The sequence below is a fragment of the Xenorhabdus sp. SGI240 genome (assembly GCF_040081915.1).
Lineage (GTDB): Bacteria > Pseudomonadota > Gammaproteobacteria > Enterobacterales > Enterobacteriaceae > Xenorhabdus > Xenorhabdus bakwenae.
Map to the genome: position 1 here is coordinate 12,503 of NZ_JBEBMB010000010.1, position 25,390 is coordinate 37,892.

The following is a 25,390-nucleotide window of genomic DNA, read 5'->3' on the forward strand; positions in this document are numbered from 1 at the left end:
TGGGTTTGTCCTCTCTGGTTACCAACGGGGATGAGGCAAGCGGCACAAAAACAGCTCTTCAAATGCCTCTTGTGACCATGCCTTACGAAGTTGTTCTTCATTAAATCGATTTTCAACATCATCGAACAACGTTACCGTATCGAAAAAAGCAGGGCCACGTCCGATACAATTTCCAGTAAAAAACCGCTTATAAGCTGCCTCTCCGTTATCTCCTGAAGCTCTGGATGAATAAAACGTTCTATGCGAGTTCTTATGTATTGATAGACTCAAAGCTAATTGTATCAACTGAACGGGATTATCCGACCAAGCCCACTCTGACACATACACATCACCAGACAATGCAGCAACATGGCTGTTTTCATGCGCAAAGCGGATTTCAGCGCCATTACTAAGCCTCAGTGACTTAATATCGTCTGCCTGCTCAATCAGGCGCTTTTGCTGCTGAGGGAAATACTGAGCAACGTTATGAACAAAAAACGGCAAGAATTCCTTATTTGACATAAAAAACTTGTTCCGGCCTGTCCGACAGGCATCACTTAAGGCTTCTAGTACGGAATAATAATCAGCACCCACCTGTCTGGCTTTATGCAAAAAGCGATTTCGGTGATGTTGATTGGCTTTCCAGCGTGCCTGCCAGACAAATAAACCTGACTCAAATTTATGATTGATACTGTTAACAATTTCAGGGGTTAAATTTAAGGTAATCATTTTATCCTCTAAAAATCAGCATGCCAGCAGCTAAATCACGCTGAACTATTTGCCGCAATACGGCATCCCGACGCGATTTAGTCATTTTAGGTGGACGCTGGCCGGGTTTATTTCTGGCGTTTTTCCGCCATTTTTTATAGCAAGCACAGTACACATCGAAATCAGCTTTCAATAACTCACTGGCAGTTGTCAGTTTTTTCATGGTTGCCTCATCTGCATTAAAATCCGTTTCCCAATCCATGCCATCACAGGCACAGCCATTGAATTACCAATTGCCCGATAACGGTGACCGTCAGGACAATTTTCCAATGTTTTTCCGTTCCACGGGATGTGGGTGTGATTATCCGGAAAACCCTGTAGCCTCTCGCACTCAACGGGCGTTAAACGACGCACGGCATCCTGCGTTGTAATGAGATCAGTTGCGCTTTTATCATCCCGTGACCTGAGCGTTGACGAAATATCATCCACTTTATACTCACCAAACGACAGTAATCGGCAGGTCATCACCCCGATACCACCGATAACAGCGCAACTTCCAGCATTGCCGGCAACCGTTTTTCCCGCCGTTCTGCGCGGTTCAGGATTCCGGCGCACGCGGTCTGGCTCAAAAAGTACCGTTGCGGGACAGATGTCTGTTCGAGCACTTGAGACAACAAACACACGACGGCGTCGTTGGGCCACTCCGAAATATTGAGCGTCGAGCACTCGCCAGGCGACATTTCTTTGTGGTCCAGACACATAACCAGAGTTTGTCCATCTCGTCCCTGATGGCTGCAACGGGGCATCTTCTCCGGCCAGCCCTGCAAGAAAACAACCGAAGGCATTATCCCGGCTGGATAATACGCCGGGCACGTTTTCCCAGACGATGATAGATGGCTGTTTTCCGTTTGCTGCCCTGACTGAATCAATAACATTAGCTAACTCCACGAATGATAGTGTTAATTGTCCCCGTTCATCGCCCAACCCATTACGCAGACCTGCAATACTGAACGCCTGACAGGGTGTCCCGCCGACCAGAATATCCGGCGCATCGGCCTGATTTTCGGCAATCATGACGGGGATATGGGTCATATCCCCCAGATTGCGGACATACGGCCAATGGTATTGCAATACTGCGCTGGGGAATTTCTCAATTTCACTGAACCATGCCGGAAACATCCCCAGCGGTTCCCATGCCACGCTGGCGGCTTCAATACCGGAGCAGACCGAGCCGAAACGCATCATTTCGCTATTCTCCCCACTAAATCTGCCGCGATTTCCTCTATTCGCTCACTGAGTTGCTGCAATGTACTGATATCATTGCTATCAACTCCCATTGTGATTACATCGCGGGTTAGATGCGCTAACTGTGTGTAATATCGGAATGGCGTCAAAGACTCCTGCCCGGCATTTTTCCCTGTTTTGGCTATCATCTTTTTATTCAGCGTGAATGAACGACTATCCGATGTAATCACGTATTTACCCAAATTGATTCTCATAACTTCCTCATTTCACCAAGATTATTAATCCGCTGCCGCAGTGCCTCGCGGCGCACCTGTTTCTGCCGTTCCGTTTCCACCGGAATAAAACGCCCGTCCATCCATAACCGGAATGGCTGTTCATTGATGCTAATTTTTCCACTCATGATTAATGACCGCGCCATAAATCGGCTAAAATCCATCCCGATTGAATCGGCATAGTCAATAATTTTTTCCACTAAATTTTTATTGTCGTTAATCGTCCTCCGTGCCTCCGTACAGTTATTGACAGAACTCCAAGAGGCGGCGGAGCCGCCAGAAAAAGCCAACCCCTCACCCGCAGGTGCGGCACCAGACTTAGGCACAATTTTCCATTTGACAGTACGGGTAATAAAAGAAGAGGACTCGCCCAAACGGGGCGAGTAAATACCAGAAATACGCTGAACATCTTCACCGTAGGCATTACCTTGTTCAGTGACCTCATAAGCCAGACGCACAGTGAGATTTTTACGGGCAACCAATGGCCCGCCCTGAAATTCGGTATAAGCTGACCAGTTACCCACATCAGCGGCAAAGCGAACGTTGTCCATGTCCTCATCCGGCAAAATCTGCTCGTCACCGCGTAAGCGACGGAGTTCACGCCAGACAGATACCGGCGCACCGCCAATTTGCTGGAACTGACGGATACGCCAGCGGCTCGCCCAGGCAGAGACTGAACGCGACATATCTTTGAGGCTTTCCCCCGTCTCGCCGTCCACTTCACCATCCAGCGCATAGCCATCAATGTTTTTTGAGATATATTTGGCAATGTAGCCGGTGGCACTGCCTTTTTCTGGATCGATGGGTTTCACCAGAAAACGGGCATTGCGTGCGACATCACTGTTTAATTCGTGAGCGTCCTCCTGCATCGCATACTCCCGTACAATGTCGCGCATCCGTTCGACATGCTCAGGGAGCATAAATAACAACAAGTGCCAATGGGGCGTGCCGTCATGATGGGGTTCAACCACACGGAAACCGAAAACGCTGATACCGGCACGGGAATACGCCGCACGGATCTTCGCCCAGACACCGCATAAATACTGTTGCGTATCACGCGGACTCGCGCCGTTCCAGTTCTTCACAAAACCGCCGCCACTGTGAGCCGAATGATATTTAGACGGTGCGGTGATGGTATAAAAATCACCGATACACCCCATTTCATTGGCTAAATCCTCAAAACCACGCATCCGGATCATCAGTTCACAGCGGCGAACGGCCGGATTGGCAATGCTGCCCAGGACCTTATCCACGAGTGAAATCCGGTCACCGTCTTCGTTTTCTAACTCAAACTGTTGCAGAAACTCCCAATTGCGGCGTTTTTGCTCTGTCCATTCACGCAGCGTCGTGCGGGAAACATACGGTGACGCTGATTTCTGCACCTGCCCGACGGCAATCGCCATATGCTCAGATTGGACATCGCGCAGGCGCTTCAATCGGCCGTACCACCATTTGTCGGACATCAGGCGCAACAGACCGGCGCATAATTGGTCGTCTGTCACCGCGCCGCCCTGGTTGATCTGTTTCCAATAAGGGGGAGTTGTCCCTGCCTGACGCGCCAGCGTGGCGATTCTCCGGTAGACAGCTGACAAACGCAGTCTGGCTTCGTCCTGACTATCAGGGGGATGATTGATATATCGGGCTGAAATATCGTCGTAACTGTCCGACATAAATCGGGCGATATCCCACGCCAGTTGTTTGATATCTTTGCGCTCAAATGTCACCAGACGTTCCAGTGGCTCGATAAAAGGGAAGGGGGTTACACCAGAAGCGCGATGCTGGAATTGGTAACGCTCAAAAACTTTATTCAGCCGTGGTAATACGCTCTCACCAATGGTTTTCCGCAAAAACGCATTAGCACGACGGCGGCCATTACAGCCGGATTCAGTAAAGATTTTTATGTAACGATTGGAAAAATACGTCGCTAAAAAGTCAGGCATTTGCCCTATAAATTGATGACGCCATGCGTGGTCTTCGGGGTTGATATCCCACAACAGACGTTCAGCCATCGTCGCACCCATTGGCAAACCCGGCTGAAACTCTTCACGCTGGCGACACATTGAGATCCATGCATCGCTGTTGTGTTCCTGCAATTTGCTCATGCCCGCGCTTCCAACACCGCAATAATCTCTCTCGCGGGTTGACGGTTGCCATTGGCGGCAATCGTGCGCGGGGCGTCGATTTCATGGATAGTGAAACCGAGATCGGCATAAAGCGATTTGGCCGCAATGGAATTGGAGGCAATGACTGGTACGCCCAGATTAAAATTCAGTCTGAGTAACTCTACGGCGAGTTCCTCATGGGCAGCGGGCGTAAAATCAACGGTATGATATTGCGTGAATCCTGTACCGTGAGTCAGGTACGGCGGATCGCAATACACCACGTCACCATAATCAACGAGAGTTAAAGTGTCCTGCCATTCCAGATGTACAATTTCAGCTTTCGCCGATTTTTCGGAAAACGACCAGATTTCAGTCGCTGGAAAATAAGGGGTTTTATAGTTCCCAAAGGGAACATTAAATTTCCCCCTACGGTTATAACGACATAGGCCGTTGAAGCAATGGCGGTTTAAGGCTAAAAACAAGCTGGCGCGATACAACTTATTCTCAGCCCAAATCTGATAAAAATTAAATTTATCCCTTAATTCATAATATTCTTCGTTGCCCCGAATTTTTGAAAAACACAACGAAGCAACATGGGTAAACAAGTCGCCGTCAGCCTGAATACTCTGATACATATCAATCAAATCGGCATTCGCATCAGCAACTAAATACTCTGGGTAATCGGTATTCATCATTACCGCACAGGAACCCGCGAACGGCTCAACCAGTCGTTGACCCGCAGGCAAGTGTGGCAGCAATTTATCCATAATGCGGGATTTTGAACCCGCCCATTTGAGGATGGTTTTATTGGCCATTGTTATCACCCTCATTAAAGAAATAATCAGGAGTTAACAAATCATATTCATAAAAACAAATAGAAGATTCGTCAGGGGCATTGAAGCGCCCCCTAGAATAAACAACTTCACTAATTAGTATCGTCGTCCGATATCCGATATCATCAAGAAGAAAATCACTGGCGCCTTTCTGAGTAAGCACAACATAATCGCCGCATTTAAAACGGCCATATAACAGTTTATTATTAAAAATATTTTCAACACCGATACTTCTAATAAAAAACGAGTCACCGAAATAGTCAGGAAACGCAAAACCAGTATCATCAATCGAATTACCTACAACACCAATACAGCGATTTTTATTATTTTTTATGCTATCAAACATTTCTTTATTGATATTCACATAGTAAAGATTACTCATTTCACACACTCCGGTAATGTTTTTGTTTCAGTTCAAACACGTCCTGACAGGTTGCACAGCGGGTCACACCGGCAATAATCATGCGACGCTCTTTGGGAATAGGATTACCGCAATCTTCACACTCAAACGCAGAAACCCCGACCGGGCGGTTAACATGGGCGGCTATCCGGCACGCCAGCATTTCGGCGATGCGTTCACAGGCGCGGTCGAGTTCCCTAGACATAACTCCACTCCTGCGCCTGGTGCTCGATATTCTCAGCCTCACTTCTCAATAATTCGGCTGACGCGGCATGATCCAATTTATTCGACAGAATATGGGCGGCGAGATTTTCCAGACGAGAAGCAGCCCGTGTGGCTAAATTTTTGCGCTCATCTTCTCTGTTTATTTTTATCAATTGTTCTATTTCCATTATTTTATTTCCTGTTTTTAGGTAATAAAAATCCCTGCGAGTTGACGCATTAATCATTGAAACGTTTGTTATAAATTAATGTTCAATTAAATTCGGCATAACTAATTTACTCGGTATTCTTTCTGCTACCGCTTTAAATTGATTCATGACCATAATTAACGAACGAATTTCTTCTTCCGTGAATTCACTAACCTTGGTGTTATAACGGGATTTATCAAACCCTGCTAAATAAAACATAACATGCAGCAGTTTTTCATTGTTCATGACACGGTTATTTGTGCGGTCACGCATACATTCAATGAAATCGGCCAGTTGGCTGTTTGATTTTTTAATATCGCAAACAATCGGAGCCAGTAACTCAGCGGTTTTATTCAATCCGTTGATTTGTTCATCCAGCGTTAATGAGACAGCGCGGTAGGGTTCAGTATTCGCCATTGCATCACCTCATAATAGGGATAATAACGGGGTTAACATTGTTGTCGCCAAACCAATTGAGATTAAAATATCACCCAAATGGTTTTTATTAGTGACTTTTTTATTAAAATCATCACTGGAAATTTTATATTTGTGTTGCACTCTCTTTAATTGGTTCATCTAACCGTTCCTCATATAACTGCCGACAAAAATCAATGGCCTGTTCTTTGGAATTAAATTTACCGTAGCAATATTCACCGTCCCCGACCTGATAACGGATGAATGGGCAAACAGCGCTGATACGTAACGGGCGAATGAATAACGTACCGAATTTAATTTTCCCCTTGTTTAATTCCTCTGGTGTTGGAATAGTATTTCGCATATTTATTACCCCATCGTTATTATTGTTTGCCGACTTTTAGCCATGTCCGGCGCATGGTACTGTGGTATCTTCTTTGCCTGTGGTTTCTTTGAGCGGAGACTCAGGCGAAAAACATCAACCACCCTATAAAAGGAGCATAAAAATGACAAAAGATGAAAAAGTTTTATTTCTGTTCGAGCAAACAATAAAAGCAATCGATATGCACTATGGAAGTGAGACGACTTCCCTGAATAACATTGAATTTCAGTTCAATAGATATTATTCATCGCTTGAATCACTGCTTGACCAAAAATTACTCTAATCAGGTGTAAAAGTTAATTAATCACCTTTATTAATTAAGCCTTCAAATAATTCATTGAGGGCTTTTTTGATAGTTAAACAGTTCTTCTCAAGCAGTAATTTCAAACTCTTTTCATCATCACCCCAATTGACCCCTAATGAAATCATTCTCTTGAGTACTGGCAATCCGTAAATAACATAGTTGTTATCTTTTCTATATTCTGAAAAGGCGTGATGAAGAGTCCGGGATATTATTAAGGCTTCTTTTTCAGGCGTCACTCTTTCCCATACGGCATAACGATGCAAAACATCTTCCAAGCACAAAGTCATTTCACGGGATAGGATGTCATTAAGCTGATTGCCTTCATCAGACACCTTTAATTCTGCCGCATTTTTAGAAGTCAGGGACATTAGCGCCCGAGCATGAATTTCGGCAGATTCGCGGTCGAGGTGAATTAGGCCACGGCCTAAATTCATGTAATCATGTTCATCTTCATACCATTCAAGTTTATCAGTGATAGAACCTAGCATGCAGAGCGCCGGAACATAATACGTACGATTTAGCTCCAGTGGCGCCCTTACTGGTTCCGGTACATCAACCAACGGTTGAGGTTGAGATTGCACTTCCCCAAACCCAATATGCACAGACTTAGAAACGTGATAATCATGACCCGTTGCCATCTGCATAAACTGCATCAGCGTGTCCTGGATAAATTCAGGTGTCACTTCAACTTCGTTTTTGACATCATCAAAAACATCATACAGACGCGACATCAGGGCTAACTGCCGTTTTGAACGGTTCAGGGATGTTGAGTTTTTCATTTTATTACCCTCTGTTGAGTTAATATTTCAGCTATTTGCGATAACATCTTTCAACATAGCGATCATGTTGACTTCTAGCGTATCGTTGACTCTTTTCTTCGGTCTGGTGATGATGCGGCCATCAGCGACCATTGCACGACATGTAACCAAAGGGGTTTGGGTTATTTCTGAATACCTTTTGAGTAATACATATGCAAACTGCGCCAGCGTGTCCGGGATATATTCAGGGGTGATTGCCACCTCGTTTTTGAAATCATTAAAAACATCATACAGGCGCACCATCAGGGCTAATTGCTGTTTTGAACAGTTCAGGGATGTTGCGTTTTTCATTTTATTACCCTCTGTTAGATAATTTTTTGGCTGTTGTTATATGCATCCATCAACATAGCGATCATGTTGACTTCTATCATATCTTTAGCTCTTTTCTTCGGTCTGATAATAATGCGACCATCAGCGACCATTGCACGACATGTAGCAAAAGGAATTTTGGTTATTTCTGAGTACTTTTTGAGTGATACATAGGCTGATTCGATTTTCACATCAAATAAGATATTTCTCATAACTCATCACCGAAAATTCTGTACAGCGCTCATATAGATGATATGTACCATGCTGGATTTTGAACGACCTTCTCTGATAGCAATAGCATCTAGTTCTTTAAACTCTTCATCAGAAAACCGGACATGAACCGGATTTTTATAGGCAGTTCCTCGCGGCAATCGCGAGCGCCTTACATGCTTATCTTGTGTCATAATGTTATATTGTGATCCACTAAGAAACATTAACGACATTTAAACACAAAATTTTGTGTTTTGCAAAGAGGTAGTCACAAAAAAATGTGTACGATCGGTTTTAGACTGCGTGAAGAACGTACAAGACTCAACCTAACTCAAGCTGAGTTAGCTGATATAGGAGGGATACACAAAAACACTCAGGGGAATTATGAGAATAATCAGAAGTCTCCAGACGCTAAATATTTAGAGCGCCTAGCGGCATTAGGTGTTGATATTTTATATATAATTACTGGTAATCGTTCTTCTCGACCTGACATATCAATAGATGAAAAAATATTGGTTGAAAACTACCGAGCAATGAACGAAGAATCACGCCGCAACATGCAAGCTGTCGGTTCTGCATTTGCACAATCCGCACCTGATAAACAGGTGAAGAATGGATGATAGTTATACACACCATTACCAATCATTTATTCATAAATTTACAAAACTCCATCATGGCATAATTAACTATATTAAAAGTAACAATAAGAAATTATGTTTGTTTGTAATTGTGATCTGTGAATATATTTCACTTATGCCGTAATGTTACATTGCTAATCACTAACTATTTGTTTTTTATGTTTTTGAGCGAAATACATTCAATTTGGCATAGGAGATACTTATTAATGAGCACAATAGGATTCAGGATAAAAGAGGAACGTGAGCGATTGGGACTTAGTCAAACGGACTTTGCATACTTGACAGGGTATTCCAGTCAAACGCAGATTAATTTTGAAAATGACGTTCTAACCCCAGAAAGTCTATACTTACAAGAAATAGCAAAGCATGGATTCGATACTGTCTACATCATTACAGGGCTGAAAAAACAACCAATATTAGCAGATGAACAAGAAATAATAGATTACTATCGCGCCATGAATTCGGCGTCACGCTTAAATCTACAAGCGGTTAGCAATACGTTTAGCAATACGCTTACATACCCGATCACCATCAGAAGCAGAAATGTAACAAATGTAACGAACGATTGCGCCTCAAATTTACATCATTAACAATTTTGGGCGCAATCATTTTTATATTTCATTATCATATATTATTAAGGAAATAGTGTCTTATGGAACTAAAACAGTTTATTCCCAGTTGTATGATGATTGTTTCCGCTTGGTCTAGCTTTGTTAATGCTACCCCTGTGAATGAGCTATACAAAAAAGCCATAAATAATATTGTGGATAACGTCCAATGTAGCGAACAAGTATTCACGCTAGAAATACCCCGTAAAATTGGCGATGAAGACGAAATACAATATAACACGCAATTTACTAACGATGTTTTTGTTAGTTTTTCCAAAGATATCAATACAAAAGGCAAATTCAATGTTGATATTAATGTATACCCCGCTCCTAATACATTGACTGAGCAACTTACCGCCTTTTGTGTTGTCTCTGCATTTCAAGCAGCCATAGATCCCAGCAGAACTACGAATGAATATATGAAACTAAGTACTAAAATGTATTCATTAGCCTCAAAATCAAAATCTGGACGTTATTATCACCAGTCAAAGAACTACGAGCATTCTGCATATATCGATGTTCAATCAGATAAACCCACCTTAACCTTCCAATTTTCTCCGCAAGGTTATGAATTACCGAGGTAGTGAACTATGGCAGTAAGCAAACTTTCCAATGGTAAATGGCAATGCCAATGCCAATGCTTCCCTGACGGCCGTAATGGTCGTCGTGTCAGACGCCAATTCATAACAAAAGGTGAGGCGATGGCATTCGAGCGGCAGTTAATGCAAAAGCAAACTCTGAATATTGATATATCCAATGCGATTAAATTGAGCGAATTGGTTAACCGTTGGTATGAATTACATGGGAAAACGTTAAAAGATGGAGAGGCGCGAAAAGCAAATTTTGCAACTGAACTCTGGTGAGTTTGTATGACTGCATGAATATTTTGATTCGTAATCATTTGAATTTTTAATTGTATTGATTTGTAGCTAAAAATAATTAGAGAGTAATTAACATGAGAAAATTTTTACTGATTTTATCTAGCGCACTATTCCTTACAGCCTGTGATTCAGAGCAGTCTGAGCCAACCAAACCCTATAATAGCCTTGAGATCAGTCAAGAATCATATGGCGATAAGTGGGCTTTCAATGCGGATAAAGTTGAGTTGCAGTGTTATAAAGGCGGTGCTTTTGTCGAAGATCTCTCGGATAAGGATAATACCGTATATGGATTAACAGGATTAGCTAATACATTAAAAACCAATGGCAAAAAAGAAGCACAAAACATTAATGGCTCTTCTTTCTGGAAAGATAATCTATCCACAGGTGCAAAAGTAAATCTCAGCCCATTTACAAATGAAGCTCTAACACTATGTGATAACAAAGGTTAATTATGGCTGTTAGTAAACTTCCTAACGGTAAGTGGCAATGCCAATGCTTCCCTGACGGCCGTAATGGCCGTCGTGTCAGACGCCAATTCACAACAAAAGGTGAGGCGATGGCATTTGAACGGCAGCTAACGCAAAAGCAAACTCTGAATATTGATATATCCAACACGATTAAATTGAGTGAATTGGTTAACCGTTGGTATGAATTACATGGGAAAACGTTAAAAGATGGAGAAGCGCGAAAAGCAAAATTAAAAGCAATATGCGAGCGATTAAAAGACCCATTTGCTAAAGAGTTTAATAAGAATATGTTTGCTGTTTATCGTGAAGAAAGATTAAACGGCAAATGGAATGCCAAAGGGCGCAAATCACCTAGCCAATCGACTGTAAACAGAGAACAATCATACTTACACGCTGTTTTTTCTGAGTTGACTCGTTTGGGTGAATGGGAAGGTGAAAATCCACTTAATGGCATTCGGCAATTTAGGGAATCAGAGAAAGAATTGGCGTTCCTATATCCCAACGATATTAAGCTACTATTAGCTGAGTGTGATAATTCCAACAACAAAGATCTCGGTAATGTTGTGCGGCTCTGTTTAGCTACCGGTGCCCGCTGGAGTGAAGCACAGGATTTGAGCCAATCTCAGCTAATGAAATACAAAGTCACATATACAAAAACCAAAAGCAGCAAAAACAGAACGATACCAATATCACAGCGACTGTATGACCGCTTCCCTAAAAAGCGAGGTAAATTATTTTCCAATTGTTACGATGCTTTTGAAAATGCGGTTAAAAGAGCAGGAATTGATTTACCGGAAGGACAATGCACCCACGTTCTTCGGCATACCTTCGCCAGTCATTTTATGATGAATGGAGGTAACATTTTAGTTCTGCAACGCATTTTAGGGCACAGCACAATTAACATGACTATGCGTTATGCCCACTTCGCACCTGACCATTTAGAACTAGCTTTAACACTGAATCCTTACGATCAACTTGACGAGTAATTTTGTTGGCAGCAGTGCCAAACAAATAGCAATAAATAGTAATATTTAGCACATACAATACTTTGATTTTTTTTAACTTATTGTTTTTAAAAGTGGTGTACTAGTCTTTAAAATCCCTCGGCTGTAAGGCTGTGCGGGTTCAAGTCCCGCCCTGGGCACCAAATAAAAACTTGATGTAAAACATCGAGTTAGGGTTAGAAAAAGCCACCTTTACGGTGGCTTTTTTGCTTTGACTCAAATCACCTTTCACTATTTGTTCACTATATCTGTTCACTATATTTTTTGACCAACCATTTACTTTTTTTGCCCCCCAACAACGGGGACAACTTTAATTTTTCTATCGTATCGTGCCGTTTGGGTGATGTTTTTATGTCCAGTGATTTTTTGTTTTTCAGCCAGCGTACCATCTAGATCCGAAATTCCCTTGGCTTTCAGGTCATGAAATGTAAAATTGAAATCCAGCTCGGGAAATTTTTCTATAGCAGCGGCTCTGGCTTTTTTCCAGCGGCTGTTAAAACCATCGCGGGTATATCTAGATCCGTTACGCTGGTGGAGTACATAGATACTACTAACACCACTATCCAATGGTAGCGTTTTGCTCATCTTCACCACATCTTCCAGACGTTCTGTCCAGCCTTTTATTTGTGCGACACCTGTTTTTCCCTGTTTAATAAATATGCCGTCCTCCCGTACCTGCGCGTAGGTTAATGCCAGCACATCAGCCTGACGGGCGCAACACAGGTAGGCCAGTTCCATTGCAACCCGAACTACTGGAGGGGCAACGGAATAGAGTGCATTATATTCAGCATCAGTGATATACCGATCCCTCGAAATTTCCTTAAATTGCCTGACGCCCTTACACGGGTTACTGCGTACTAGTCCTCTCTCATACCCCCAACCATACACACGTGACAAAAAGTTTTTTTCGCGATTAGGTTGTGTCCGCGCTTTTAATCCGCGCTTGTCCATGTACTTACGAATATGCTCCGGTTTGATATTGTCCGGTAACATGTTCCCAAATACAGGTAACAATTTTCCTGCATATTTTCGGTAATCGTTTTTGGTTTCGGTAGCTAGGGCGGAAAAATCAGGCGAGAGAAAAAACGCCTTAACCAGACCGTTTAGCGTCTCGTCGTTTTTCTGGTCGGCGATTAATTTCTCGTAGGCAACCCAAACTTCGGCCTGAGTCGCCGAAAAATCACATAGACGAACTGTCCGGCTGTCATAGGTCTGAAATTCAAACGCAGATCGCCCCCGTCGAACTCGCGGGGGCATCCAGTTATCCGCGGGGTTATTGCGTTTTCTACCCATTAGTCTAACGCTCCAAAGTTAGGTTCTTGAGGGGCAGGAGCATAGTTTCTGACTCGCTGCGAGAACGGGTTGTTAAAATGCTCCCATGTGGTTCGGGGTCTCCCGTCCCGTCGAACGATAAAAAATATGCCAGCTTCTTTTAGCGTTGCACATTGTTTAGACGGGATTTGGTAGCCCGTCAGTTCGGCGATATCGTCATCGCTAATAATACCGGTTTTCATACCTGTATTGACCTCGATTATCTGTTAACCGTTCAGGTTGAATATCAATGTTAAGTAAACGGCGCAGCTTATTACCGGCGTTTCATAGCCTCTAATAAAATGTCCTGAACTTCCCGTTTGGAATTACGCCGTTCCATCACCAGCTCATCGACTGTATCGGTTGCGATAATGTGGTGAATAAACACAGGGCGGTTGTGCCCTGCCTGTATCTGTCGGGTAGGGCCGATACGTTCATTGATTTGCTGATACTGTTCCAGATCCCACCAGTGAGAGAAAAACACTAAGATGTTGCCGCCATCCTGTAGATTTAAACCGTGACCGGCGCTGGCAGGGTGAGCGAACATTACGGGGATTTTCCCGGCGTTCCAGTCGCGCAGGGTCTGCGGGTCTAAATCAAGGTGCCTGCCTTTGGGAAATGCTTTCAGTAACCTTTCTAAATCGTGTTTCCAGTGGTAGGCGACCAGTACAGGCATACCGCCAGACTCATTAATGATGCTGTCTAATGCCTGAATTTTGGCGTCGTGCAGTTCCTGCCAAGCGCCGTTCTCGTCAGTATAGATAGCCCCGCTGGCGATTTGCAGACATTTAACGGTTTTGGCCGCCGCGTTCAGCGCCTCAACCCCGATACTACCCAACTCCATGAACAGCTCTTTTTCCATCGCGCGGTACTGTTGCCGGACTGCGGACGGTAAATCGACACGAATAACATTGTGAATTGGTTCCTGAATATCGAACCAGTCCGCCGCGTTGAGAGCGATGGTCACATCGTTTAGTGCTGTTTGCATTTGCTCCTGAGCAAACGGCCACGGTTCCAGTTTCACCCATGATTGCCCAGGGAACCGAATACTATTGAACCAGCGCGAGGTGAACGCACTGTACGTCCGGCCCAGTCGTTCGCCCTGATCGATAAACCACGATTGCCCCCATAAATCGACCAGACCATTAGGAGAGGGCGTGCCGGTTAAGTTCACCCAGCGGCGTACATGTTTATGTGCAACTTTAGCCAGCGCAGCCGCGCGCTTGCCCCCCTTACGTAACCGGAACGATTTTAGCCGGGTGCTCTCATCGGCAATGACGGTAGCGAACGGCCATTTGTCCCCCAGCGTTTCCACCAGCCAGACAAGGTTATCGTAGTTGGTGGTGAATACGCTGGCGTTGGTGTTTTTGAGCGCGTCCCTGCGCTCTTTAACATTGCCCACAATGGGCTGAACGTCGATATTGTGGAAATGGTTCCATTTGTCCGCCTCATCCGGCCATGTGGAACGAGCCACACGCAACGGGGCCAAAACTAGGGTTGGTTGGGTTTCCATACCCACCATATAGAGATCTTCCAGTGCAGTTAGTGTTGCTACAGTTTTGCCCATACCCATTCCTGCCCACACATTGCAGCGGGGTAAATCCAGTTCGTGATTAATAATAAGGTTTTGGTAGGGGCGGGGTGTGAATGGTTTCATAGAGTACCTTTTAAACCCCACGTTACAGCGGGGTGCTATGGGTTAAAATAATTCACTGATATCTACGCCGTGTACTTCAAGCCACGCTTGCAGTGGGTATATGACTTCGTGGCAGTTTTGGTAAATGTTGTAGGCCATTGGGTAACCATCGGTGACGGGGTCATAAATATTATTCTCATCTAACCAAGCATTTAATACTTTCCACCCGTACATTATTCCCGTTGCTCGCCATACGGCTTGTTGGGACGCCCATTCTTTACTTGCACCGAAACGGGCAGCCATTTCTTCACGTTCCCGTATGGCTCGATTGGCGACACGTTGATATGCAGAATTACGTTGAAGTGCCTTTGCTTCTCTTTTCTGGCTGATTTGGGCTTTTGTGCGGATGGCTTCGTCGCGTTCTTCGGAAACTTCTTTGATCGTTTGGTCTTTCAAAAGGAGGTTTTGAGATTGCCCCCCAATTATTTCTAACAATAGTTTTGGATTGTTTACTAAATCATCTACTGAGAACTGCGGGATTTGAACTGCTGGAACTGCGCTACCTGACTCCAAAGCGAACCAACGATCAATAACTGCTGCGCGTCTCTTAACATCGTAACCAGTAACCAAGATTTCAGTATGGCGACGGTCAAGTAAATATTCCCAAGCATTGGGGTTGTTCGTATCATAGTGCACGCAATCAACACCTTGATTTGTAACGTAAATCAAATCTGATTTACGTATATAATCCTTATCTTCACTGCCATATAAGGCCGATAACATAGAGCGAATGTCGCGACCTACATTTGTATGGTTCTTGCACGTCAGTTTCGCAATCTCACGGCTGCTCATCATAATAGGTTGTTCTGTACTTTCATTTTCGAATGCTAAAAATGTAACGTTTTGCATGTTTATACCTTTAGTTAGTGGTTTCTACGGTTGATGCTTTTTGTGCTGCTTGCTGGGCGAATTCAATAAGTTCAAAAGCAAGCGATGATCCTGCTTCAATAGTGCTCAATAGCTGAGCTGTATCCAGAATGTTTCCAATGATTGACAGCAAATCGGCGTGGGTTAGTTGCGAAACTTTTATAGCCATTGTTGTTATCCTTAAAATAATGAACCACGGTGGTTCATTTGCAATTAAGTAAACCACCGTGGTTCATTGCTGTCAAGCCCACCGTGGTGCATAATTACAAAATTGCTTTTTAGAGGTTGGTAACGATGAGTCGCGAAGATGCACAAATGAAGATCCGCTTGCCAGCGGAACTAAAAGAACAATTAGAAAAAGCGGCAGCGGAAAATAAGCGGTCAATGAATGCCGAGGTTTTGCAACGTTTGGCTGAAAGTTTCGGTGATAATTTTTATCAAGGAGTTACTACGTCTAGTGATTATGAGTCTAAAATTGAATCAATTGATAAAAAGTTAGACACCTTAACAGACAAACTTAGTGAGTACTCTGCATGGATTAAAGAAAGTGAGGGACGTGGTATTTTTCTACCAAATAGTGAAGTATCCGAAGGACAGCCTCCTTTTGTTCGTGTTAGCGGTGCAGATATTGATGACGAGAATAACTGCTATAAATATATTGAAGTAGAGGGTAAACGCTATTATTACGCTTGGTCAGTTGAAGAGAAAGATGATAATAAAAAATGATTATCTTTTTTTTATCCTAAGGAGTATTTCAGCGTTTATTGACCTCATGTTTTCTGCTGCTGATTTCTTTAATTCTTCAGCTAATTCTCGGGGAATTCTAAGTTTAAATTGTAAATACTCATCGGATTTACTCATAATATTATCCCCTCCACATTTTTACTATCCAAAACCACAACCTCTTGTCCCAGTGCCCTGAGCCGTTCGTGTTCCCGTAACTGGTCAGGGCGAGGTTTTTCGCCCGGTGCTTTGCACTCGACAAATATCACACGCCCATTGGGTAAAACAACAATACGGTCAGGAACACCACGGCGACCAGGGGAAACAAATTTATAGGCAATGCCGCCCGCTTTTTTCACCTCAATAACCAGATGTCGCTCTATTACGTCCTCTCTGATTTTCATTGAATTGATCCCGTTCAATTTGTTTTAGGCAAAAATCAGAACGAATTTCTGCCCATTTAATGTTTAATTCATTGCGCGAATGCCGCGCCGCTTTATTCCACACTTTTGATGCCCGACGATAATCGCCCTCGCGTTCAATTTTTGCGGCCTCGCGCGCAACCCGATAAAATAACGGGCTGTCTCGGTATTTAAATGACATAGAAAATTCTCAGGTACGGGAACAAGTACATTGACCAACAAACGCGAGCGTAAGTGGCGATGGATCATCGGGGTGAGCAATTAGATCAGTGTGGTATATCGTTTTACGGTAAATAACAGAGTAACCGTCATTTTTTATTAGAAATAATTCCCCTGTAACCCCGCGGGTTTTGAACGAATACCCATCACGGGGGGTAGTTATGTTAAAACAACATTTTTCGCCAATAACGACAGGTTTAGGTTCACCGTAATAACCACGGCATTTTTGACAACGTTCCATAAATTATTCCTTTTTATATCGATATGACTCAAACCCGCCCGCATTCAACGGCAAATCTAAAGCCCAGTCGGGATTTGTAGCTAACAATGAACTGAGATGCTCATGGGAGTAATCGGGGGTGTCAGGCGCTTCCGTCAACACTTCATCATGTACGGTTAGCACAATGTCATAGCCCGCGTAGCCAATGAGTGGCATGTTACCTGCCAGTACATCACGTGCAGCGGCCTGTGTGACGTTTTCGACCAGTTTCCCGCCGTAGGTTTTGAGCCGTTGCCATTTGCGGCTGTACGGGTTAGTGCCCATGTAACTGATCTGCCCGTCATCGAGACGAGGTGAGGGATAACACACTGCGCGACCCGATGGCAAAACAATACGGAGCCAAGCGCCATCGCGGCGAACTCGCAATTTACGGCAAGGTATTGTGACACTGGGCGAATTGATCGCCCGCTTTACTGCCTCCTCCAGTTCATACCAGAACGGCACGGTAGCGGTATGGGCGTTACGCCACATGCGTTTGAGCGAATCACAGGTAATGAAAACGCGCTCGCTCAGTCCGTAAGTCTGATTTTGTTCGACTGATTTCTTGTACCAGCTCATGGCATCACGCTGAACTTTTACCGGGATATTAGGTAACGCAGCGGTCGCCAGTTCGTCTAAATCGAGTGCATAGGTGAGGGCGAATGTGACAAACGCAGCGACGCCACCGCCGTAACCTAGCCCCAGTTCCATGACTTTACCGATCTGGCGCTGGTCTTTTGTGACGCCCTCTGGCTCGATGTTGAATGCGCGGGCGTAGGCTAATTTGTAGAGGTCTGCGCCAATACCGCTATCGTATTCGCTAAACGCTCGTAGTTTCCAGTCTTCACCCGCCAGCCACGCGAGCATTCGCCCCTCAATGTTGGACAGGTCACTAACGACGAGCTTCTTGCCGTTCGGCGCGATGATAACGCCGCGCAGGGCTGAGCTGGTCAATTCCATGACGTTATCGAACAGCAGATCTGCACAATCCGATTTCAACGCCTCAATACCGGTGTCTATAGTGGCCTGATTGAGGGTGGCTCTCGGTAAATTTTGGGGCTGGAATAGGCGTCCTGCCCAACGTCCGGTACGTGATGCGCCACAAAATTGTAATGTTCCGCGTAAACGCCCATCGGCGCTTATCCCGTTCATTAGCGCTTTGTATTTACTGGTACTGGTAGTGCTGGCTTGTAACCGGATGGTGAGCAATTCCCGTAACGCGACGGGTAGATCGGGGTCTGCTATGCGTCGTTCCAACGTGCTTTTTTGCATATCAGGTAATTCAATACCAAATGCCGTGGTGATATGCCGTAGCATGGCGTCACGCTGGGTCGCGGCCTGTACATCACCCTCGGTCAATGCCTGCGTGCGTTTTGCCAACCGTTTCTGTTCCTGCTCAACGGCTGCGATGGCTGATTTTGCCAACTCGATGTCCATATACACGCCACGGTCATTAATTCGCTGGTCATAATGCCAGAGTGCCAGCTCATCGCCCTGATAGTTCCATTTGGGTAGGCGTTTATGTACCTCGCGCATGGCGACGATATCTAGCGCTGCGTACTCAACGAACCGTCGCCACTCCTCCGGGTGGGTATCGCTGGTGGCGCGGCGAATGGCGACATTTTTCGGGCGGGGTTTGCAGAATAATTGGATCAGCGCTTTGCCCTCCTTGTCTTTGGCTCTGTCTGATGGGATACCCAGCACCTCACACAATGCCCCTAACGCACCAGGTAGACCATGCGCCAGCGCCTGAACCATCGTGTCACGCCAGCGGCTGATATCGTGGTCAAATCCAGGCCAATAACAGCGTAAAACTGTGCGGTCAAAATGTGAATTGTGTGCGAACAAATTCACTGAGGGTGTGAGTAGGGCGGTACGTAATTCGGTAGGTATGTCCATACCGCTAGTGATGTCCCATACCTGAACGGGGTTGTCATCAATCGCCCACGCAAACAACATGATTTCTGCATGCGCGGCGTAGGCGTGAGTGCCATTTTTGATCGGTATTTCACTATAGGTTTCGAGGTCGAGCCACAAGTTAGTCATTGTCCGCCTCTGTCGGTAGCCCAATTAACTCATTAAGTGCCTCACGGCGAACGGCAGGAACTGGTGCAGCTTTCGCCGTTGATTTAGGCAATAATTCGGCGGCTTCCGGCCATTCAGTCAACAAACGTTTTACAGTGCGAACTTTGGCTAACGCCGCTTCCACATTATTGGTGATATCTTCCCGTTGGTTTTCTAATTCGTTGTAACGTTTTTCCAATTCATAGAATTCATTAACCAGCGGGTTATCAGCCAATATTACACTGGTATTTCTAGGGGTGATTTTAGTTACTCGTTGTCTGCTATAACGTTGACAGCCTCGTTCTCGTGCGCCATTATAAAACGCCCACACAGTAATACCTGCTAAATTAATTTCAATATAACTGGATTCACGAATAGGAAAATCATCTTCGCGTACGGATTCAGGTATTTTATTAGCCAGTGTTTTTATTTCAGAAATAATATCATTTATTCCCGAATCCATATTCTCGCCGCCGATAGCCTCTATTCTAACTTTTTCAGCCCAATCAGCACGGTCTTTAAATAACTGTTCTTCTTTTTCAAATATTCCCGATTTAGTCAGCGCATTTTTAACAATTTCGCTTTTTATATCTTTAGTTAAATTTTTTTGTGTCATGGTTTTTTACCCTAATAAATGCCCCGCTAATTATGCGGGGCAATAATAGTTAATTAACTAAAAATATCAGCTTCTGCGTCAGCACCTTCGCTGATATCGTCAAAATCATCTACTGATGCAACTCCGCCACCTGCGAATGCGTCGCCATCTCGGAAGAACTGAACACCGGCCAGTGACGCCGAAATGCCTTTGCCGTTATTGTCGTAGGCAAAAATATTGATGGTGGCATTTACATAACAACCTGAATAGGGGCGACCATCCTGAGCAGTGAGTGGCGTTCTGTCACGATCAATAACCAAAGGGCGCGATTTATTACTGGCGGAAATATACATACACCCCGGGTAGCCGTCATAATCGGGTTTATCATCGCCATCACGGAAATTAAAACGCATGTTATTTCCGCGAATAGATTTTAAAATAGATTCCGCTTTAGCACCCCATTTTTCAGTTGCCACTTTTTTAATTGCGGCTTCAATTTGATTAATTAACTCTTTTTGGCGCTCCTTGTCGATTAAAAAAGTAGAGCGAAATTTAAAATCGCCTTGGCCGTTAACTTGGGTTGCTTCATATAAATCAGGAAATGCCAAACGTACAATTGGTAATTTAATTTTCATGCTATTTTGTGCCTGGTTATTGGTTAGATGTAATTATGCGAATATATCGTCTGATATATCGTCAAAATCATTTATGGGGTTGACGTCCAATGCTGGACGGGGATCGGATTCCGGTACAACAGTGGGTTTACCGTCAGCCCGAATAATAAGGGGTTCCAGTTTGGCCCATCGGCGCGGGTTGTCCTTTTTAATCAGCTTTTCCGCTTGGGTCGGACTGATAATTTTCTTGGCGTACATCTGGTCTTGTTTGAGCTTAAACGATTTCAACATCGCTTCAGCTTCTGACTCTATACCCCAAGAACGGTTGCCCTGTTTACCCTCGACCAGTTTAAATCCGGGTATGGGATGCCCTGCATTCAACTCATCGCTGACGCGGGCACGGATCGATTTGCACCAGCTTTCAACAAAATCTACCTGAGCGTATTTAGAGGCCAGTGTCTGGTTGTCATAAAGTGGGATTTGCTCGGTTGCTTGTTTTATTTGCGGCTCTAATGGTTGCGTCAGATCGTCAAAATCATCTAAGACAGTGTTCATCACGTGCTTCGCTAATGCAGGGCAATCCGCCTTTGCCTTGCAGAAACGACACTGTTTATCGCCTGGGGTGAAACTGTCAGCGGGCAGTGTTTCTACGCCATCACACTGAGCGATATTGAACATGATAATGACCGATGCGGCGGCATCTCTGGCGCGTTCCCCAAATTGCCGTAACTCGTCGACATTGACCGTCCATTCTGATACATGGTTTAATCGGGGCTGGTGGATGAATAAACGCACTGTGTTAAAATCGTACAACATATCGAACTGATCGAGGGCACCTAGCGCGTATAACATCAACTGCTCATTGCTCTCTGCATCAACACGCACGCCGCGGCCGTATTTCAGGTCATGGATTTGTAGCTCATTACCGTTGATGATTATCGCGTCCGCCGTGCCGAATGAATTTTCGACGCCAATCACATCGGAAAAATCGACACGTTGCTCGACCAACAACTCATTACCCTGAGCCAGCCCCCATACCGTTTCGACATAGTCACCCACTGCCTCCACCATCTCATCATCGACGGTTGGGGTGTTGGGTTTGAGCAGGACGTTTTGCCCCAGATACTCGGCGGTGGTTTGCCCCATAGTGCAGGGTTTACCTGCTAGTGTCGGGTTTTGGCGATTACGTAATACTGTTTCGGCGAGGGTATGTGCCGCGGTGCCCTCCAGCGCGAACGGTGATTCGGTATTTGGCAGTCCAGCCTCCATCGCCAGACTGCCATGACAGCGCAACCAGCGATGTGATGCTGAGGGGGATAGTTTTGCGTGTACCTCCGGCATAGCTATTCCTCCACCCACGCGGCCTCAGCCATTTTTAAAACCTCTGGGAGTTTTTCTGGAGGGATATCGCTAACTTTTATAGCTCCAAATTTCTGTACTATGCTGACAGCCTCCCTGCGATACCCCCCTTTTGACAGACGTAATAATGCTTGTCGGGCCTGTTCAAATATTACTGCGGGATCAACCTCTGGCTCAGGCTCAGTGGTCTGTTTGCCCTCATCCAGCAATGCCAATGCAAACTCGCGGCGTTCGGTAATGCCTGGTATTTCGTCCCAGCTCGCTACCATTTCCAGACACAAATCCAAAATAACAGCGTTCGTCAGTGATTTTAATTCCGGTAGACCTTGTAGTGCACAGTCCAGCGCGTCTACCTGTCCGTTGCGGGCTTTACCCACGCCATCAATAACCGCGCGGGCCTGCGCCAGTTTATCTGTGGTCAGGTTGTGGGCATCCTGTTTGAACAATACGGCAATGGCGGCCACGGTTTCCAAATCCAGCGTTTCGATATCAACAGGAGTGTTATCTATGACTTTTTTAACACTGGATTTTTTCGGTTTGGCGGGTCGGCTATCCCCCGCCTCATCAACAGCCTCTGCAAGGATTCCCTCAACCACCACCTCCTCCCCCGGGAGTTCCATAGCGTAGGTTTTAAGGTCTGCCTCATGTATGCCAGAATTAGCAGCCGGTGCTACCGCTGTTTGAGACGTAACAAATGTCGAAAGGAGTTGTGATAACAGCGCGTTATTTGTTTCCAATAACGCATTATTTTTATCTAAAGATGCTTCTAAGCTCATTTTCCAGCCCTTTTATTATGAATACAAAGTGATTGGGAATTTACTATCAGGATTGCGTTGTAATTCTTCGAGTTTCCGTTGCCAGCGCAGGCGGCGAACGGTGTTATTTACCGGGTATCGGTCAACCGGTATTATTTTTGGTTTCATAACGCTTTTTTACACACCAAAAAGCACACCCACCAAAACTGGCAGATGGGTGTGGTAGCCAAAGGACGATGGTTTGGTACGGACGTAATGCGGTTTTATTTCGTAGCGGTCAGCGCTATCAACGCCCGAGCGTGCAGTTCGGCGGATTCGGGGTCGAGGTGGATTAGTCCGCGTTGCAACCATTCGATATCACAGGTATCGTTACCCCACGTGACCCGGTTTGCGTAGAGTGAGATACTGTTGATTGACGGAGTATAATACTCAGTGCCAATCACCAATGGCCCCCTCACTGGCTCTGGAACTTCGATATCCCCGATTTTGATAGTACGGGGTTTCAGGCGATACTCACGGTCGAACCAGAATGCAATAGGTGTAATGCAATCATCCCAATCGTTATTGGTGAGCGTTTTACATTGAAAATGTCGCCATGGTTCATTATCTGTTTGCGCTATTTCTGCGTATGTCGCCATTAAATCGGCGTGAATATGTTTAGTCATTGTTATTAGCTCTCAATAAGTTTTGAAAAACCGTGTACTAAACTTTCGGCCAGATCTTCTAAGCTATCTGTGCCAGGATATAATCGTTCCTCACGTGTCACTATTTCGCAGTACGTATTAATGACGGCGGCCTGTACTTCTGGCGGGAAATTCTGGTATTTCGATGCTGGCGTACTATCGGTAAAGTGGATATAGGGGTTACCACCGTCAAGATCCGCTAAATCGAGTTCCATTAGCCCGCTAGTTGTGCGTCCGAAATAGTCTGCAATGGTTTTCAAAGTAAAGTATTTAGGATCCACTTCGCCGGACACTATTCGGTGTAGTGTTGATTGGGGTATTTCAAGAGTTTCAGCTAGCTTGGTTACGCTTTTTATCCCATGTATCGCCATTAGGTACGATATGTTTCTTATTAGCATTTTAGTTATCTCATGTTGTAGGTTGGCTCACCATAGACCACTCATTGAATGGTCTACAGTTAGCCGCTCTTTATTGGTAATTTTCCTCCTATAGGTTGAGTTTTGCGTTCGCACACTCCCTACCGCCAGTGTTGCCCGTTCGCGCCCATTTATGGGGCTAATCTTCCCATCGACCGGATCGCGCTCGATGGTACGTCGCATTTCATGCGTAGGGGTCTAAACAGCAGGTAGTGTGCGTTCCGACTTTCTAAATTGTTAAAGAGCGGGTGGTAATTCCGAAAACGGTTTTTAAAATCGATATAGAAGTTATATTCCATTAGTGATGTTTGTGTCAACCCTAAATCGGGTGTAATTTGCGAAAAAGAAGGCCGTTATTTAACGGCCTAACTTATTTATTTGATTTATAAGGAGTTATTTCTTTATGAGATTTGGCTTTGCGATACCGGCGATATAATGTATGGACTGAACCGTATTTTTAGGTATGCGAATGGGGGCAACATCTTCATTGATAGGGAGTACATGGTACTGCCCATCTCTTTCAAATAAGTATGTTTTAACGGTAGTGTTACCGTCTGTCGTTATGATCAAAACTTCGTCCCCTGGAGTTGGTGGTTGGTTAGGTTCGACAACCACGAATTCGCCGTCTTTTATGCGGGGCATCAATGAAGTATTTGTACATTTCACGGCGTATGCGTCTTTATCATATGATGGCCAGCGTAGATATTGGCTATGTTCATCACCTCTCTCAGTTAATTCGAACTCCTGCACGTTGCCACTAATCACAATGTCACTGCGTACTGGTATGTTAGTGAAAGTATGAGAGTAATATTCCCCATCCACTTCAACAATAGCTGTTGGCTGGGTATCTTGTAAATCACACTCAAATAGCTCTATCGGGGAAATCCCAAAGAAATCCGCAAGACGTTTTAATGTTGTGTACTTCGGGTCTTTGACCTCACCTGCATATATTCGGTGTAAAGTTGATTGCGGTACTTTTAAACGGTTAGATAACTCCGTCATACCGCTGATGTTATGTTTATACATTAAGTACTTGATATTTTTAATTAAAATGCTGAGATCTGATGGCATTCGCTTGCACCCCTAAATTATTTTCAATCACGCCTAATACCTGCATTTGCATATATTAGCTGTTTTTTGTTTCTTATTTCGGGTGGAGTTTGAACCCGGTTTAGGGTACATTTACCTATATCTTAAGCTGGAGGATTTTAATATATGAACCTTATTTCACCCCATCAAATGGTTAGAAGACTGATTGAGTCTGGTTTTACTCAAACACAACTGGCCGATCTGACAGGTGTTAGCCAATCGTCTTTAAGCCGAATTTTTATAGATGAGAGTAACGACCCTCGTTTATCTACCGTTAGAGCTATTGAGCGTTTTTATACGGAATTTGTGAAAGAAAATAACAAATAAGGCGCGT

The 25,390-nt window shown here is 44.6% G+C and carries 40 protein-coding genes and 1 pseudogene; 9 read left to right on the plus strand and 32 right to left on the minus strand.

From position 1 onward, the window contains the following. Positions 1-18: 18 nt before the first annotated feature. The 11 genes and pseudogenes from ABLA76_RS03785 to ABLA76_RS03835 form a co-directional block, all read right to left on the minus strand. Entirely contained in the window at positions 19-708 is a 690-nt protein-coding gene (locus ABLA76_RS03785; protein WP_348986924.1) for a hypothetical protein, read from the minus strand. A 1-nt stretch (position 709) separates the two neighbouring features. Next, on the minus strand, positions 710-910 hold the full coding sequence (locus tag ABLA76_RS03790; protein ID WP_047769500.1) for a hypothetical protein: 201 nt from the start codon (positions 908-910) through the stop codon (positions 710-712). Between the two features lie 20 nt (positions 911-930). After that, positions 931-1,929, minus strand: a pseudogene (locus ABLA76_RS03795) (DNA cytosine methyltransferase); the annotation flags it as partial. Continuing rightward, on the minus strand, positions 1,929-2,186 hold the full coding sequence (locus ABLA76_RS03800; RefSeq protein WP_047769505.1) for a hypothetical protein: 258 nt from the start codon (positions 2,184-2,186) through the stop codon (positions 1,929-1,931). The gene ABLA76_RS03800 and the pseudogene ABLA76_RS03795, both read right to left, overlap by 1 nt. Continuing rightward, complete coding sequence (locus ABLA76_RS03805; protein WP_348986925.1) at positions 2,183-4,306, minus strand: replication endonuclease; 2,124 nt, start codon at positions 4,304-4,306, stop codon at positions 2,183-2,185. The genes ABLA76_RS03800 and ABLA76_RS03805 overlap by 4 nt, the downstream gene beginning before the upstream one ends. Then, entirely contained in the window at positions 4,303-5,121 is an 819-nt protein-coding gene (locus ABLA76_RS03810; RefSeq protein WP_348986926.1) for a Dam family site-specific DNA-(adenine-N6)-methyltransferase, read from the minus strand. Before ABLA76_RS03810 ends, ABLA76_RS03805 begins: the two co-directional genes overlap by 4 nt. Next, complete coding sequence (locus ABLA76_RS03815; protein WP_348986927.1) at positions 5,111-5,521, minus strand: hypothetical protein; 411 nt, start codon at positions 5,519-5,521, stop codon at positions 5,111-5,113. Before ABLA76_RS03815 ends, ABLA76_RS03810 begins: the two co-directional genes overlap by 11 nt. Before the next feature lies 1 nt (position 5,522). Next, entirely contained in the window at positions 5,523-5,744 is a 222-nt protein-coding gene (locus tag ABLA76_RS03820) for a TraR/DksA family transcriptional regulator (protein WP_047769513.1), read from the minus strand. After that, on the minus strand, positions 5,737-5,931 hold the full coding sequence (locus ABLA76_RS03825) for a DUF2732 family protein (protein WP_053014247.1): 195 nt from the start codon (positions 5,929-5,931) through the stop codon (positions 5,737-5,739). Before ABLA76_RS03825 ends, ABLA76_RS03820 begins: the two co-directional genes overlap by 8 nt. Positions 5,932-6,006: 75 nt before the next feature. Beyond that, the gene (locus tag ABLA76_RS03830; RefSeq protein ID WP_047769517.1) at positions 6,007-6,366 is read right to left on the minus strand and encodes a DUF5347 family protein; all 360 of its coding nucleotides are present in this window, start codon (positions 6,364-6,366) and stop codon (positions 6,007-6,009) included. 124 nt (positions 6,367-6,490) lie between these two features. Next, positions 6,491-6,727, minus strand: coding sequence for a hypothetical protein (locus ABLA76_RS03835; protein ID WP_053460693.1), 237 nt, complete (start codon positions 6,725-6,727; stop codon positions 6,491-6,493). Positions 6,728-6,869: 142 nt separating this feature from the next. Between ABLA76_RS03835 and ABLA76_RS03840 the strand changes: the two genes are divergently transcribed. Then, positions 6,870-7,028 carry a hypothetical protein gene (locus ABLA76_RS03840; protein WP_348986928.1) on the plus strand — a complete coding sequence of 53 codons (159 nt, stop codon included), beginning with the start codon at positions 6,870-6,872 and terminating at the stop codon, positions 7,026-7,028. A 17-nt stretch (positions 7,029-7,045) separates the two neighbouring features. On the opposite strand, the gene ABLA76_RS03845 is transcribed toward ABLA76_RS03840, so the two are convergent. The 4 genes from ABLA76_RS03845 to ABLA76_RS03860 form a co-directional block, all read right to left on the minus strand. Then, positions 7,046-7,828, minus strand: a complete 783-nt coding sequence (locus ABLA76_RS03845) for a hypothetical protein (protein ID WP_348986929.1) — start codon at positions 7,826-7,828, stop codon at positions 7,046-7,048. A gap of 27 nt (positions 7,829-7,855) precedes the next feature. After that, the gene (locus tag ABLA76_RS03850) at positions 7,856-8,047 is read right to left on the minus strand and encodes a DNA-binding protein (protein ID WP_348986957.1); all 192 of its coding nucleotides are present in this window, start codon (positions 8,045-8,047) and stop codon (positions 7,856-7,858) included. A gap of 125 nt (positions 8,048-8,172) precedes the next feature. After that, positions 8,173-8,388 (minus strand): DNA-binding protein, encoded by a 216-nt coding sequence (locus ABLA76_RS03855; protein WP_285810998.1) that lies wholly within the window; start codon positions 8,386-8,388, stop codon positions 8,173-8,175. 6 nt (positions 8,389-8,394) lie between these two features. Beyond that, entirely contained in the window at positions 8,395-8,547 is a 153-nt protein-coding gene (locus tag ABLA76_RS03860; RefSeq protein WP_348986930.1) for a hypothetical protein, read from the minus strand. A gap of 117 nt (positions 8,548-8,664) precedes the next feature. Between ABLA76_RS03860 and ABLA76_RS03865 the strand changes: the two genes are divergently transcribed. The 6 genes from ABLA76_RS03865 to ABLA76_RS03890 all read left to right on the plus strand — a co-directional run bounded on the left by ABLA76_RS03865 (position 8,665) and on the right by ABLA76_RS03890 (position 11,966). After that, positions 8,665-9,006, plus strand: a complete 342-nt coding sequence (locus ABLA76_RS03865) for a helix-turn-helix transcriptional regulator (protein ID WP_285810996.1) — start codon at positions 8,665-8,667, stop codon at positions 9,004-9,006. 224 nt (positions 9,007-9,230) lie between these two features. Then, on the plus strand, positions 9,231-9,614 hold the full coding sequence (locus ABLA76_RS03870; protein WP_285810994.1) for a helix-turn-helix transcriptional regulator: 384 nt from the start codon (positions 9,231-9,233) through the stop codon (positions 9,612-9,614). 62 nt (positions 9,615-9,676) lie between these two features. Next, positions 9,677-10,216: a hypothetical protein gene (locus ABLA76_RS03875; RefSeq protein WP_285810991.1), complete on the plus strand. Its 540-nt coding sequence runs from the start codon at positions 9,677-9,679 to the stop codon at positions 10,214-10,216. Between the two features lie 6 nt (positions 10,217-10,222). Next, a complete protein-coding gene (locus ABLA76_RS03880) occupies positions 10,223-10,495 on the plus strand; it encodes an integrase (RefSeq protein ID WP_348986931.1) in 273 nt (90 codons plus the stop codon). Positions 10,496-10,587: 92 nt separating this feature from the next. Then, a complete protein-coding gene (locus ABLA76_RS03885; RefSeq protein ID WP_348986932.1) occupies positions 10,588-10,962 on the plus strand; it encodes a DUF2511 domain-containing protein in 375 nt (124 codons plus the stop codon). A 2-nt stretch (positions 10,963-10,964) separates the two neighbouring features. Beyond that, positions 10,965-11,966 carry a tyrosine-type recombinase/integrase gene (locus ABLA76_RS03890; protein WP_348986933.1) on the plus strand — a complete coding sequence of 334 codons (1,002 nt, stop codon included), beginning with the start codon at positions 10,965-10,967 and terminating at the stop codon, positions 11,964-11,966. A gap of 294 nt (positions 11,967-12,260) precedes the next feature. Here ABLA76_RS03890 and ABLA76_RS03895 read toward each other — a convergent pair whose 3' ends face one another. The 5 genes from ABLA76_RS03895 to ABLA76_RS03915 all read right to left on the minus strand — a co-directional run bounded on the left by ABLA76_RS03895 (position 12,261) and on the right by ABLA76_RS03915 (position 16,027). After that, positions 12,261-13,277: a tyrosine-type recombinase/integrase gene (locus tag ABLA76_RS03895; RefSeq protein WP_047769540.1), complete on the minus strand. Its 1,017-nt coding sequence runs from the start codon at positions 13,275-13,277 to the stop codon at positions 12,261-12,263. Beyond that, positions 13,277-13,498, minus strand: a complete 222-nt coding sequence (locus tag ABLA76_RS03900) for a DUF4224 domain-containing protein (RefSeq protein ID WP_047769542.1) — start codon at positions 13,496-13,498, stop codon at positions 13,277-13,279. Before ABLA76_RS03900 ends, ABLA76_RS03895 begins: the two co-directional genes overlap by 1 nt. A 71-nt stretch (positions 13,499-13,569) precedes the next feature. Beyond that, on the minus strand, positions 13,570-14,952 hold the full coding sequence (locus ABLA76_RS03905) for a DEAD/DEAH box helicase (RefSeq protein WP_348986934.1): 1,383 nt from the start codon (positions 14,950-14,952) through the stop codon (positions 13,570-13,572). Positions 14,953-14,994: 42 nt separating this feature from the next. Further along, on the minus strand, positions 14,995-15,840 hold the full coding sequence (locus ABLA76_RS03910) for a Rha family transcriptional regulator (RefSeq protein WP_348986935.1): 846 nt from the start codon (positions 15,838-15,840) through the stop codon (positions 14,995-14,997). 10 nt (positions 15,841-15,850) lie between these two features. Then, positions 15,851-16,027 carry a hypothetical protein gene (locus ABLA76_RS03915; protein ID WP_348986936.1) on the minus strand — a complete coding sequence of 59 codons (177 nt, stop codon included), beginning with the start codon at positions 16,025-16,027 and terminating at the stop codon, positions 15,851-15,853. A 125-nt stretch (positions 16,028-16,152) separates the two neighbouring features. Here ABLA76_RS03915 and ABLA76_RS03920 point away from each other — a divergent pair, with 125 nt between their 5' ends. Then, positions 16,153-16,584: an Arc family DNA-binding protein gene (locus tag ABLA76_RS03920; protein WP_348986937.1), complete on the plus strand. Its 432-nt coding sequence runs from the start codon at positions 16,153-16,155 to the stop codon at positions 16,582-16,584. Here ABLA76_RS03920 and ABLA76_RS03925 read toward each other — a convergent pair whose 3' ends face one another. From ABLA76_RS03925 to ABLA76_RS03980, 12 genes are all read right to left on the minus strand, one after another. Then, a complete protein-coding gene (locus ABLA76_RS03925) occupies positions 16,585-16,719 on the minus strand; it encodes an Arc family DNA-binding protein (protein WP_348986938.1) in 135 nt (44 codons plus the stop codon). After that, entirely contained in the window at positions 16,716-16,985 is a 270-nt protein-coding gene (locus ABLA76_RS03930) for a VRR-NUC domain-containing protein (protein ID WP_348986939.1), read from the minus strand. The genes ABLA76_RS03925 and ABLA76_RS03930 overlap by 4 nt, the downstream gene beginning before the upstream one ends. Continuing rightward, on the minus strand, positions 16,942-17,184 hold the full coding sequence (locus ABLA76_RS03935; protein ID WP_348986940.1) for an ANR family transcriptional regulator: 243 nt from the start codon (positions 17,182-17,184) through the stop codon (positions 16,942-16,944). Before ABLA76_RS03935 ends, ABLA76_RS03930 begins: the two co-directional genes overlap by 44 nt. A 9-nt stretch (positions 17,185-17,193) precedes the next feature. Beyond that, complete coding sequence (locus ABLA76_RS03940; protein WP_348986941.1) at positions 17,194-17,463, minus strand: hypothetical protein; 270 nt, start codon at positions 17,461-17,463, stop codon at positions 17,194-17,196. A 3-nt stretch (positions 17,464-17,466) separates the two neighbouring features. Then, a complete protein-coding gene (locus ABLA76_RS03945; protein WP_348986942.1) occupies positions 17,467-19,527 on the minus strand; it encodes a DNA polymerase in 2,061 nt (686 codons plus the stop codon). Next, positions 19,520-20,161 (minus strand): Nmad5 family putative nucleotide modification protein, encoded by a 642-nt coding sequence (locus ABLA76_RS03950; RefSeq protein ID WP_348986943.1) that lies wholly within the window; start codon positions 20,159-20,161, stop codon positions 19,520-19,522. Before ABLA76_RS03950 ends, ABLA76_RS03945 begins: the two co-directional genes overlap by 8 nt. Before the next feature lie 53 nt (positions 20,162-20,214). Further along, positions 20,215-20,775, minus strand: coding sequence for a DUF2815 family protein (locus ABLA76_RS03955; protein WP_348986944.1), 561 nt, complete (start codon positions 20,773-20,775; stop codon positions 20,215-20,217). A gap of 33 nt (positions 20,776-20,808) precedes the next feature. Beyond that, entirely contained in the window at positions 20,809-22,095 is a 1,287-nt protein-coding gene (locus ABLA76_RS03960) for a DUF2800 domain-containing protein (protein ID WP_348986945.1), read from the minus strand. A 2-nt stretch (positions 22,096-22,097) separates the two neighbouring features. After that, positions 22,098-22,889 carry a hypothetical protein gene (locus ABLA76_RS03965; protein ID WP_348986946.1) on the minus strand — a complete coding sequence of 264 codons (792 nt, stop codon included), beginning with the start codon at positions 22,887-22,889 and terminating at the stop codon, positions 22,098-22,100. Between the two features lie 242 nt (positions 22,890-23,131). Further along, positions 23,132-23,533 carry a hypothetical protein gene (locus tag ABLA76_RS03970; RefSeq protein ID WP_348986947.1) on the minus strand — a complete coding sequence of 134 codons (402 nt, stop codon included), beginning with the start codon at positions 23,531-23,533 and terminating at the stop codon, positions 23,132-23,134. Positions 23,534-23,538: 5 nt separating this feature from the next. Then, a complete protein-coding gene (locus tag ABLA76_RS03975) occupies positions 23,539-23,949 on the minus strand; it encodes a helix-turn-helix transcriptional regulator (RefSeq protein WP_348986948.1) in 411 nt (136 codons plus the stop codon). 411 nt (positions 23,950-24,360) lie between these two features. After that, positions 24,361-25,038 carry a S24 family peptidase gene (locus ABLA76_RS03980; RefSeq protein WP_348986949.1) on the minus strand — a complete coding sequence of 226 codons (678 nt, stop codon included), beginning with the start codon at positions 25,036-25,038 and terminating at the stop codon, positions 24,361-24,363. A 144-nt stretch (positions 25,039-25,182) separates the two neighbouring features. On the opposite strand from ABLA76_RS03980, the gene ABLA76_RS03985 reads away from it, so the two are divergent. Further along, positions 25,183-25,383 carry a helix-turn-helix domain-containing protein gene (locus ABLA76_RS03985; protein ID WP_348986950.1) on the plus strand — a complete coding sequence of 67 codons (201 nt, stop codon included), beginning with the start codon at positions 25,183-25,185 and terminating at the stop codon, positions 25,381-25,383. Positions 25,384-25,390 lie beyond the last annotated feature (7 nt).

Excerpts from the sequence above, each read along its gene's own strand:
- ABLA76_RS03785 (WP_348986924.1), bottom strand. The coding sequence starts at position 708 with ATGATTACCTTAAATTTAACCCCTGAAATTGTTAACAGTATCAATCAT.
- ABLA76_RS03790 (WP_047769500.1), bottom strand. The coding sequence starts at position 910 with ATGAAAAAACTGACAACTGCCAGTGAGTTATTGAAAGCTGATTTCGAT.
- ABLA76_RS03800 (WP_047769505.1), bottom strand. The coding sequence starts at position 2,186 with ATGAGAATCAATTTGGGTAAATACGTGATTACATCGGATAGTCGTTCA.
- ABLA76_RS03805 (WP_348986925.1), bottom strand. The coding sequence starts at position 4,306 with ATGAGCAAATTGCAGGAACACAACAGCGATGCATGGATCTCAATGTGT.
- ABLA76_RS03810 (WP_348986926.1), bottom strand. The coding sequence starts at position 5,121 with ATGGCCAATAAAACCATCCTCAAATGGGCGGGTTCAAAATCCCGCATT.
- ABLA76_RS03815 (WP_348986927.1), bottom strand. The coding sequence starts at position 5,521 with ATGAGTAATCTTTACTATGTGAATATCAATAAAGAAATGTTTGATAGC.
- ABLA76_RS03820 (WP_047769513.1), bottom strand. The coding sequence starts at position 5,744 with ATGTCTAGGGAACTCGACCGCGCCTGTGAACGCATCGCCGAAATGCTG.
- ABLA76_RS03825 (WP_053014247.1), bottom strand. The coding sequence starts at position 5,931 with ATGGAAATAGAACAATTGATAAAAATAAACAGAGAAGATGAGCGCAAA.
- ABLA76_RS03830 (WP_047769517.1), bottom strand. The coding sequence starts at position 6,366 with ATGGCGAATACTGAACCCTACCGCGCTGTCTCATTAACGCTGGATGAA.
- ABLA76_RS03835 (WP_053460693.1), bottom strand. The coding sequence starts at position 6,727 with ATGCGAAATACTATTCCAACACCAGAGGAATTAAACAAGGGGAAAATT.
- ABLA76_RS03840 (WP_348986928.1), top strand. The coding sequence starts at position 6,870 with ATGACAAAAGATGAAAAAGTTTTATTTCTGTTCGAGCAAACAATAAAA.
- ABLA76_RS03845 (WP_348986929.1), bottom strand. The coding sequence starts at position 7,828 with ATGAAAAACTCAACATCCCTGAACCGTTCAAAACGGCAGTTAGCCCTG.
- ABLA76_RS03855 (WP_285810998.1), bottom strand. The coding sequence starts at position 8,388 with ATGAGAAATATCTTATTTGATGTGAAAATCGAATCAGCCTATGTATCA.
- ABLA76_RS03865 (WP_285810996.1), top strand. The coding sequence starts at position 8,665 with ATGTGTACGATCGGTTTTAGACTGCGTGAAGAACGTACAAGACTCAAC.
- ABLA76_RS03870 (WP_285810994.1), top strand. The coding sequence starts at position 9,231 with ATGAGCACAATAGGATTCAGGATAAAAGAGGAACGTGAGCGATTGGGA.
- ABLA76_RS03875 (WP_285810991.1), top strand. The coding sequence starts at position 9,677 with ATGGAACTAAAACAGTTTATTCCCAGTTGTATGATGATTGTTTCCGCT.
- ABLA76_RS03880 (WP_348986931.1), top strand. The coding sequence starts at position 10,223 with ATGGCAGTAAGCAAACTTTCCAATGGTAAATGGCAATGCCAATGCCAA.
- ABLA76_RS03885 (WP_348986932.1), top strand. The coding sequence starts at position 10,588 with ATGAGAAAATTTTTACTGATTTTATCTAGCGCACTATTCCTTACAGCC.
- ABLA76_RS03890 (WP_348986933.1), top strand. The coding sequence starts at position 10,965 with ATGGCTGTTAGTAAACTTCCTAACGGTAAGTGGCAATGCCAATGCTTC.
- ABLA76_RS03895 (WP_047769540.1), bottom strand. The coding sequence starts at position 13,277 with ATGGGTAGAAAACGCAATAACCCCGCGGATAACTGGATGCCCCCGCGA.
- ABLA76_RS03900 (WP_047769542.1), bottom strand. The coding sequence starts at position 13,498 with ATGAAAACCGGTATTATTAGCGATGACGATATCGCCGAACTGACGGGC.
- ABLA76_RS03905 (WP_348986934.1), bottom strand. The coding sequence starts at position 14,952 with ATGAAACCATTCACACCCCGCCCCTACCAAAACCTTATTATTAATCAC.
- ABLA76_RS03910 (WP_348986935.1), bottom strand. The coding sequence starts at position 15,840 with ATGCAAAACGTTACATTTTTAGCATTCGAAAATGAAAGTACAGAACAA.
- ABLA76_RS03915 (WP_348986936.1), bottom strand. The coding sequence starts at position 16,027 with ATGGCTATAAAAGTTTCGCAACTAACCCACGCCGATTTGCTGTCAATC.
- ABLA76_RS03920 (WP_348986937.1), top strand. The coding sequence starts at position 16,153 with ATGAGTCGCGAAGATGCACAAATGAAGATCCGCTTGCCAGCGGAACTA.
- ABLA76_RS03925 (WP_348986938.1), bottom strand. The coding sequence starts at position 16,719 with ATGAGTAAATCCGATGAGTATTTACAATTTAAACTTAGAATTCCCCGA.
- ABLA76_RS03930 (WP_348986939.1), bottom strand. The coding sequence starts at position 16,985 with ATGAAAATCAGAGAGGACGTAATAGAGCGACATCTGGTTATTGAGGTG.
- ABLA76_RS03935 (WP_348986940.1), bottom strand. The coding sequence starts at position 17,184 with ATGTCATTTAAATACCGAGACAGCCCGTTATTTTATCGGGTTGCGCGC.
- ABLA76_RS03940 (WP_348986941.1), bottom strand. The coding sequence starts at position 17,463 with ATGGAACGTTGTCAAAAATGCCGTGGTTATTACGGTGAACCTAAACCT.
- ABLA76_RS03945 (WP_348986942.1), bottom strand. The coding sequence starts at position 19,527 with ATGACTAACTTGTGGCTCGACCTCGAAACCTATAGTGAAATACCGATC.
- ABLA76_RS03950 (WP_348986943.1), bottom strand. The coding sequence starts at position 20,161 with ATGACACAAAAAAATTTAACTAAAGATATAAAAAGCGAAATTGTTAAA.
- ABLA76_RS03955 (WP_348986944.1), bottom strand. The coding sequence starts at position 20,775 with ATGAAAATTAAATTACCAATTGTACGTTTGGCATTTCCTGATTTATAT.
- ABLA76_RS03960 (WP_348986945.1), bottom strand. The coding sequence starts at position 22,095 with ATGCCGGAGGTACACGCAAAACTATCCCCCTCAGCATCACATCGCTGG.
- ABLA76_RS03965 (WP_348986946.1), bottom strand. The coding sequence starts at position 22,889 with ATGAGCTTAGAAGCATCTTTAGATAAAAATAATGCGTTATTGGAAACA.
- ABLA76_RS03970 (WP_348986947.1), bottom strand. The coding sequence starts at position 23,533 with ATGACTAAACATATTCACGCCGATTTAATGGCGACATACGCAGAAATA.
- ABLA76_RS03975 (WP_348986948.1), bottom strand. The coding sequence starts at position 23,949 with ATGCTAATAAGAAACATATCGTACCTAATGGCGATACATGGGATAAAA.
- ABLA76_RS03980 (WP_348986949.1), bottom strand. The coding sequence starts at position 25,038 with ATGCCATCAGATCTCAGCATTTTAATTAAAAATATCAAGTACTTAATG.
- ABLA76_RS03985 (WP_348986950.1), top strand. The coding sequence starts at position 25,183 with ATGAACCTTATTTCACCCCATCAAATGGTTAGAAGACTGATTGAGTCT.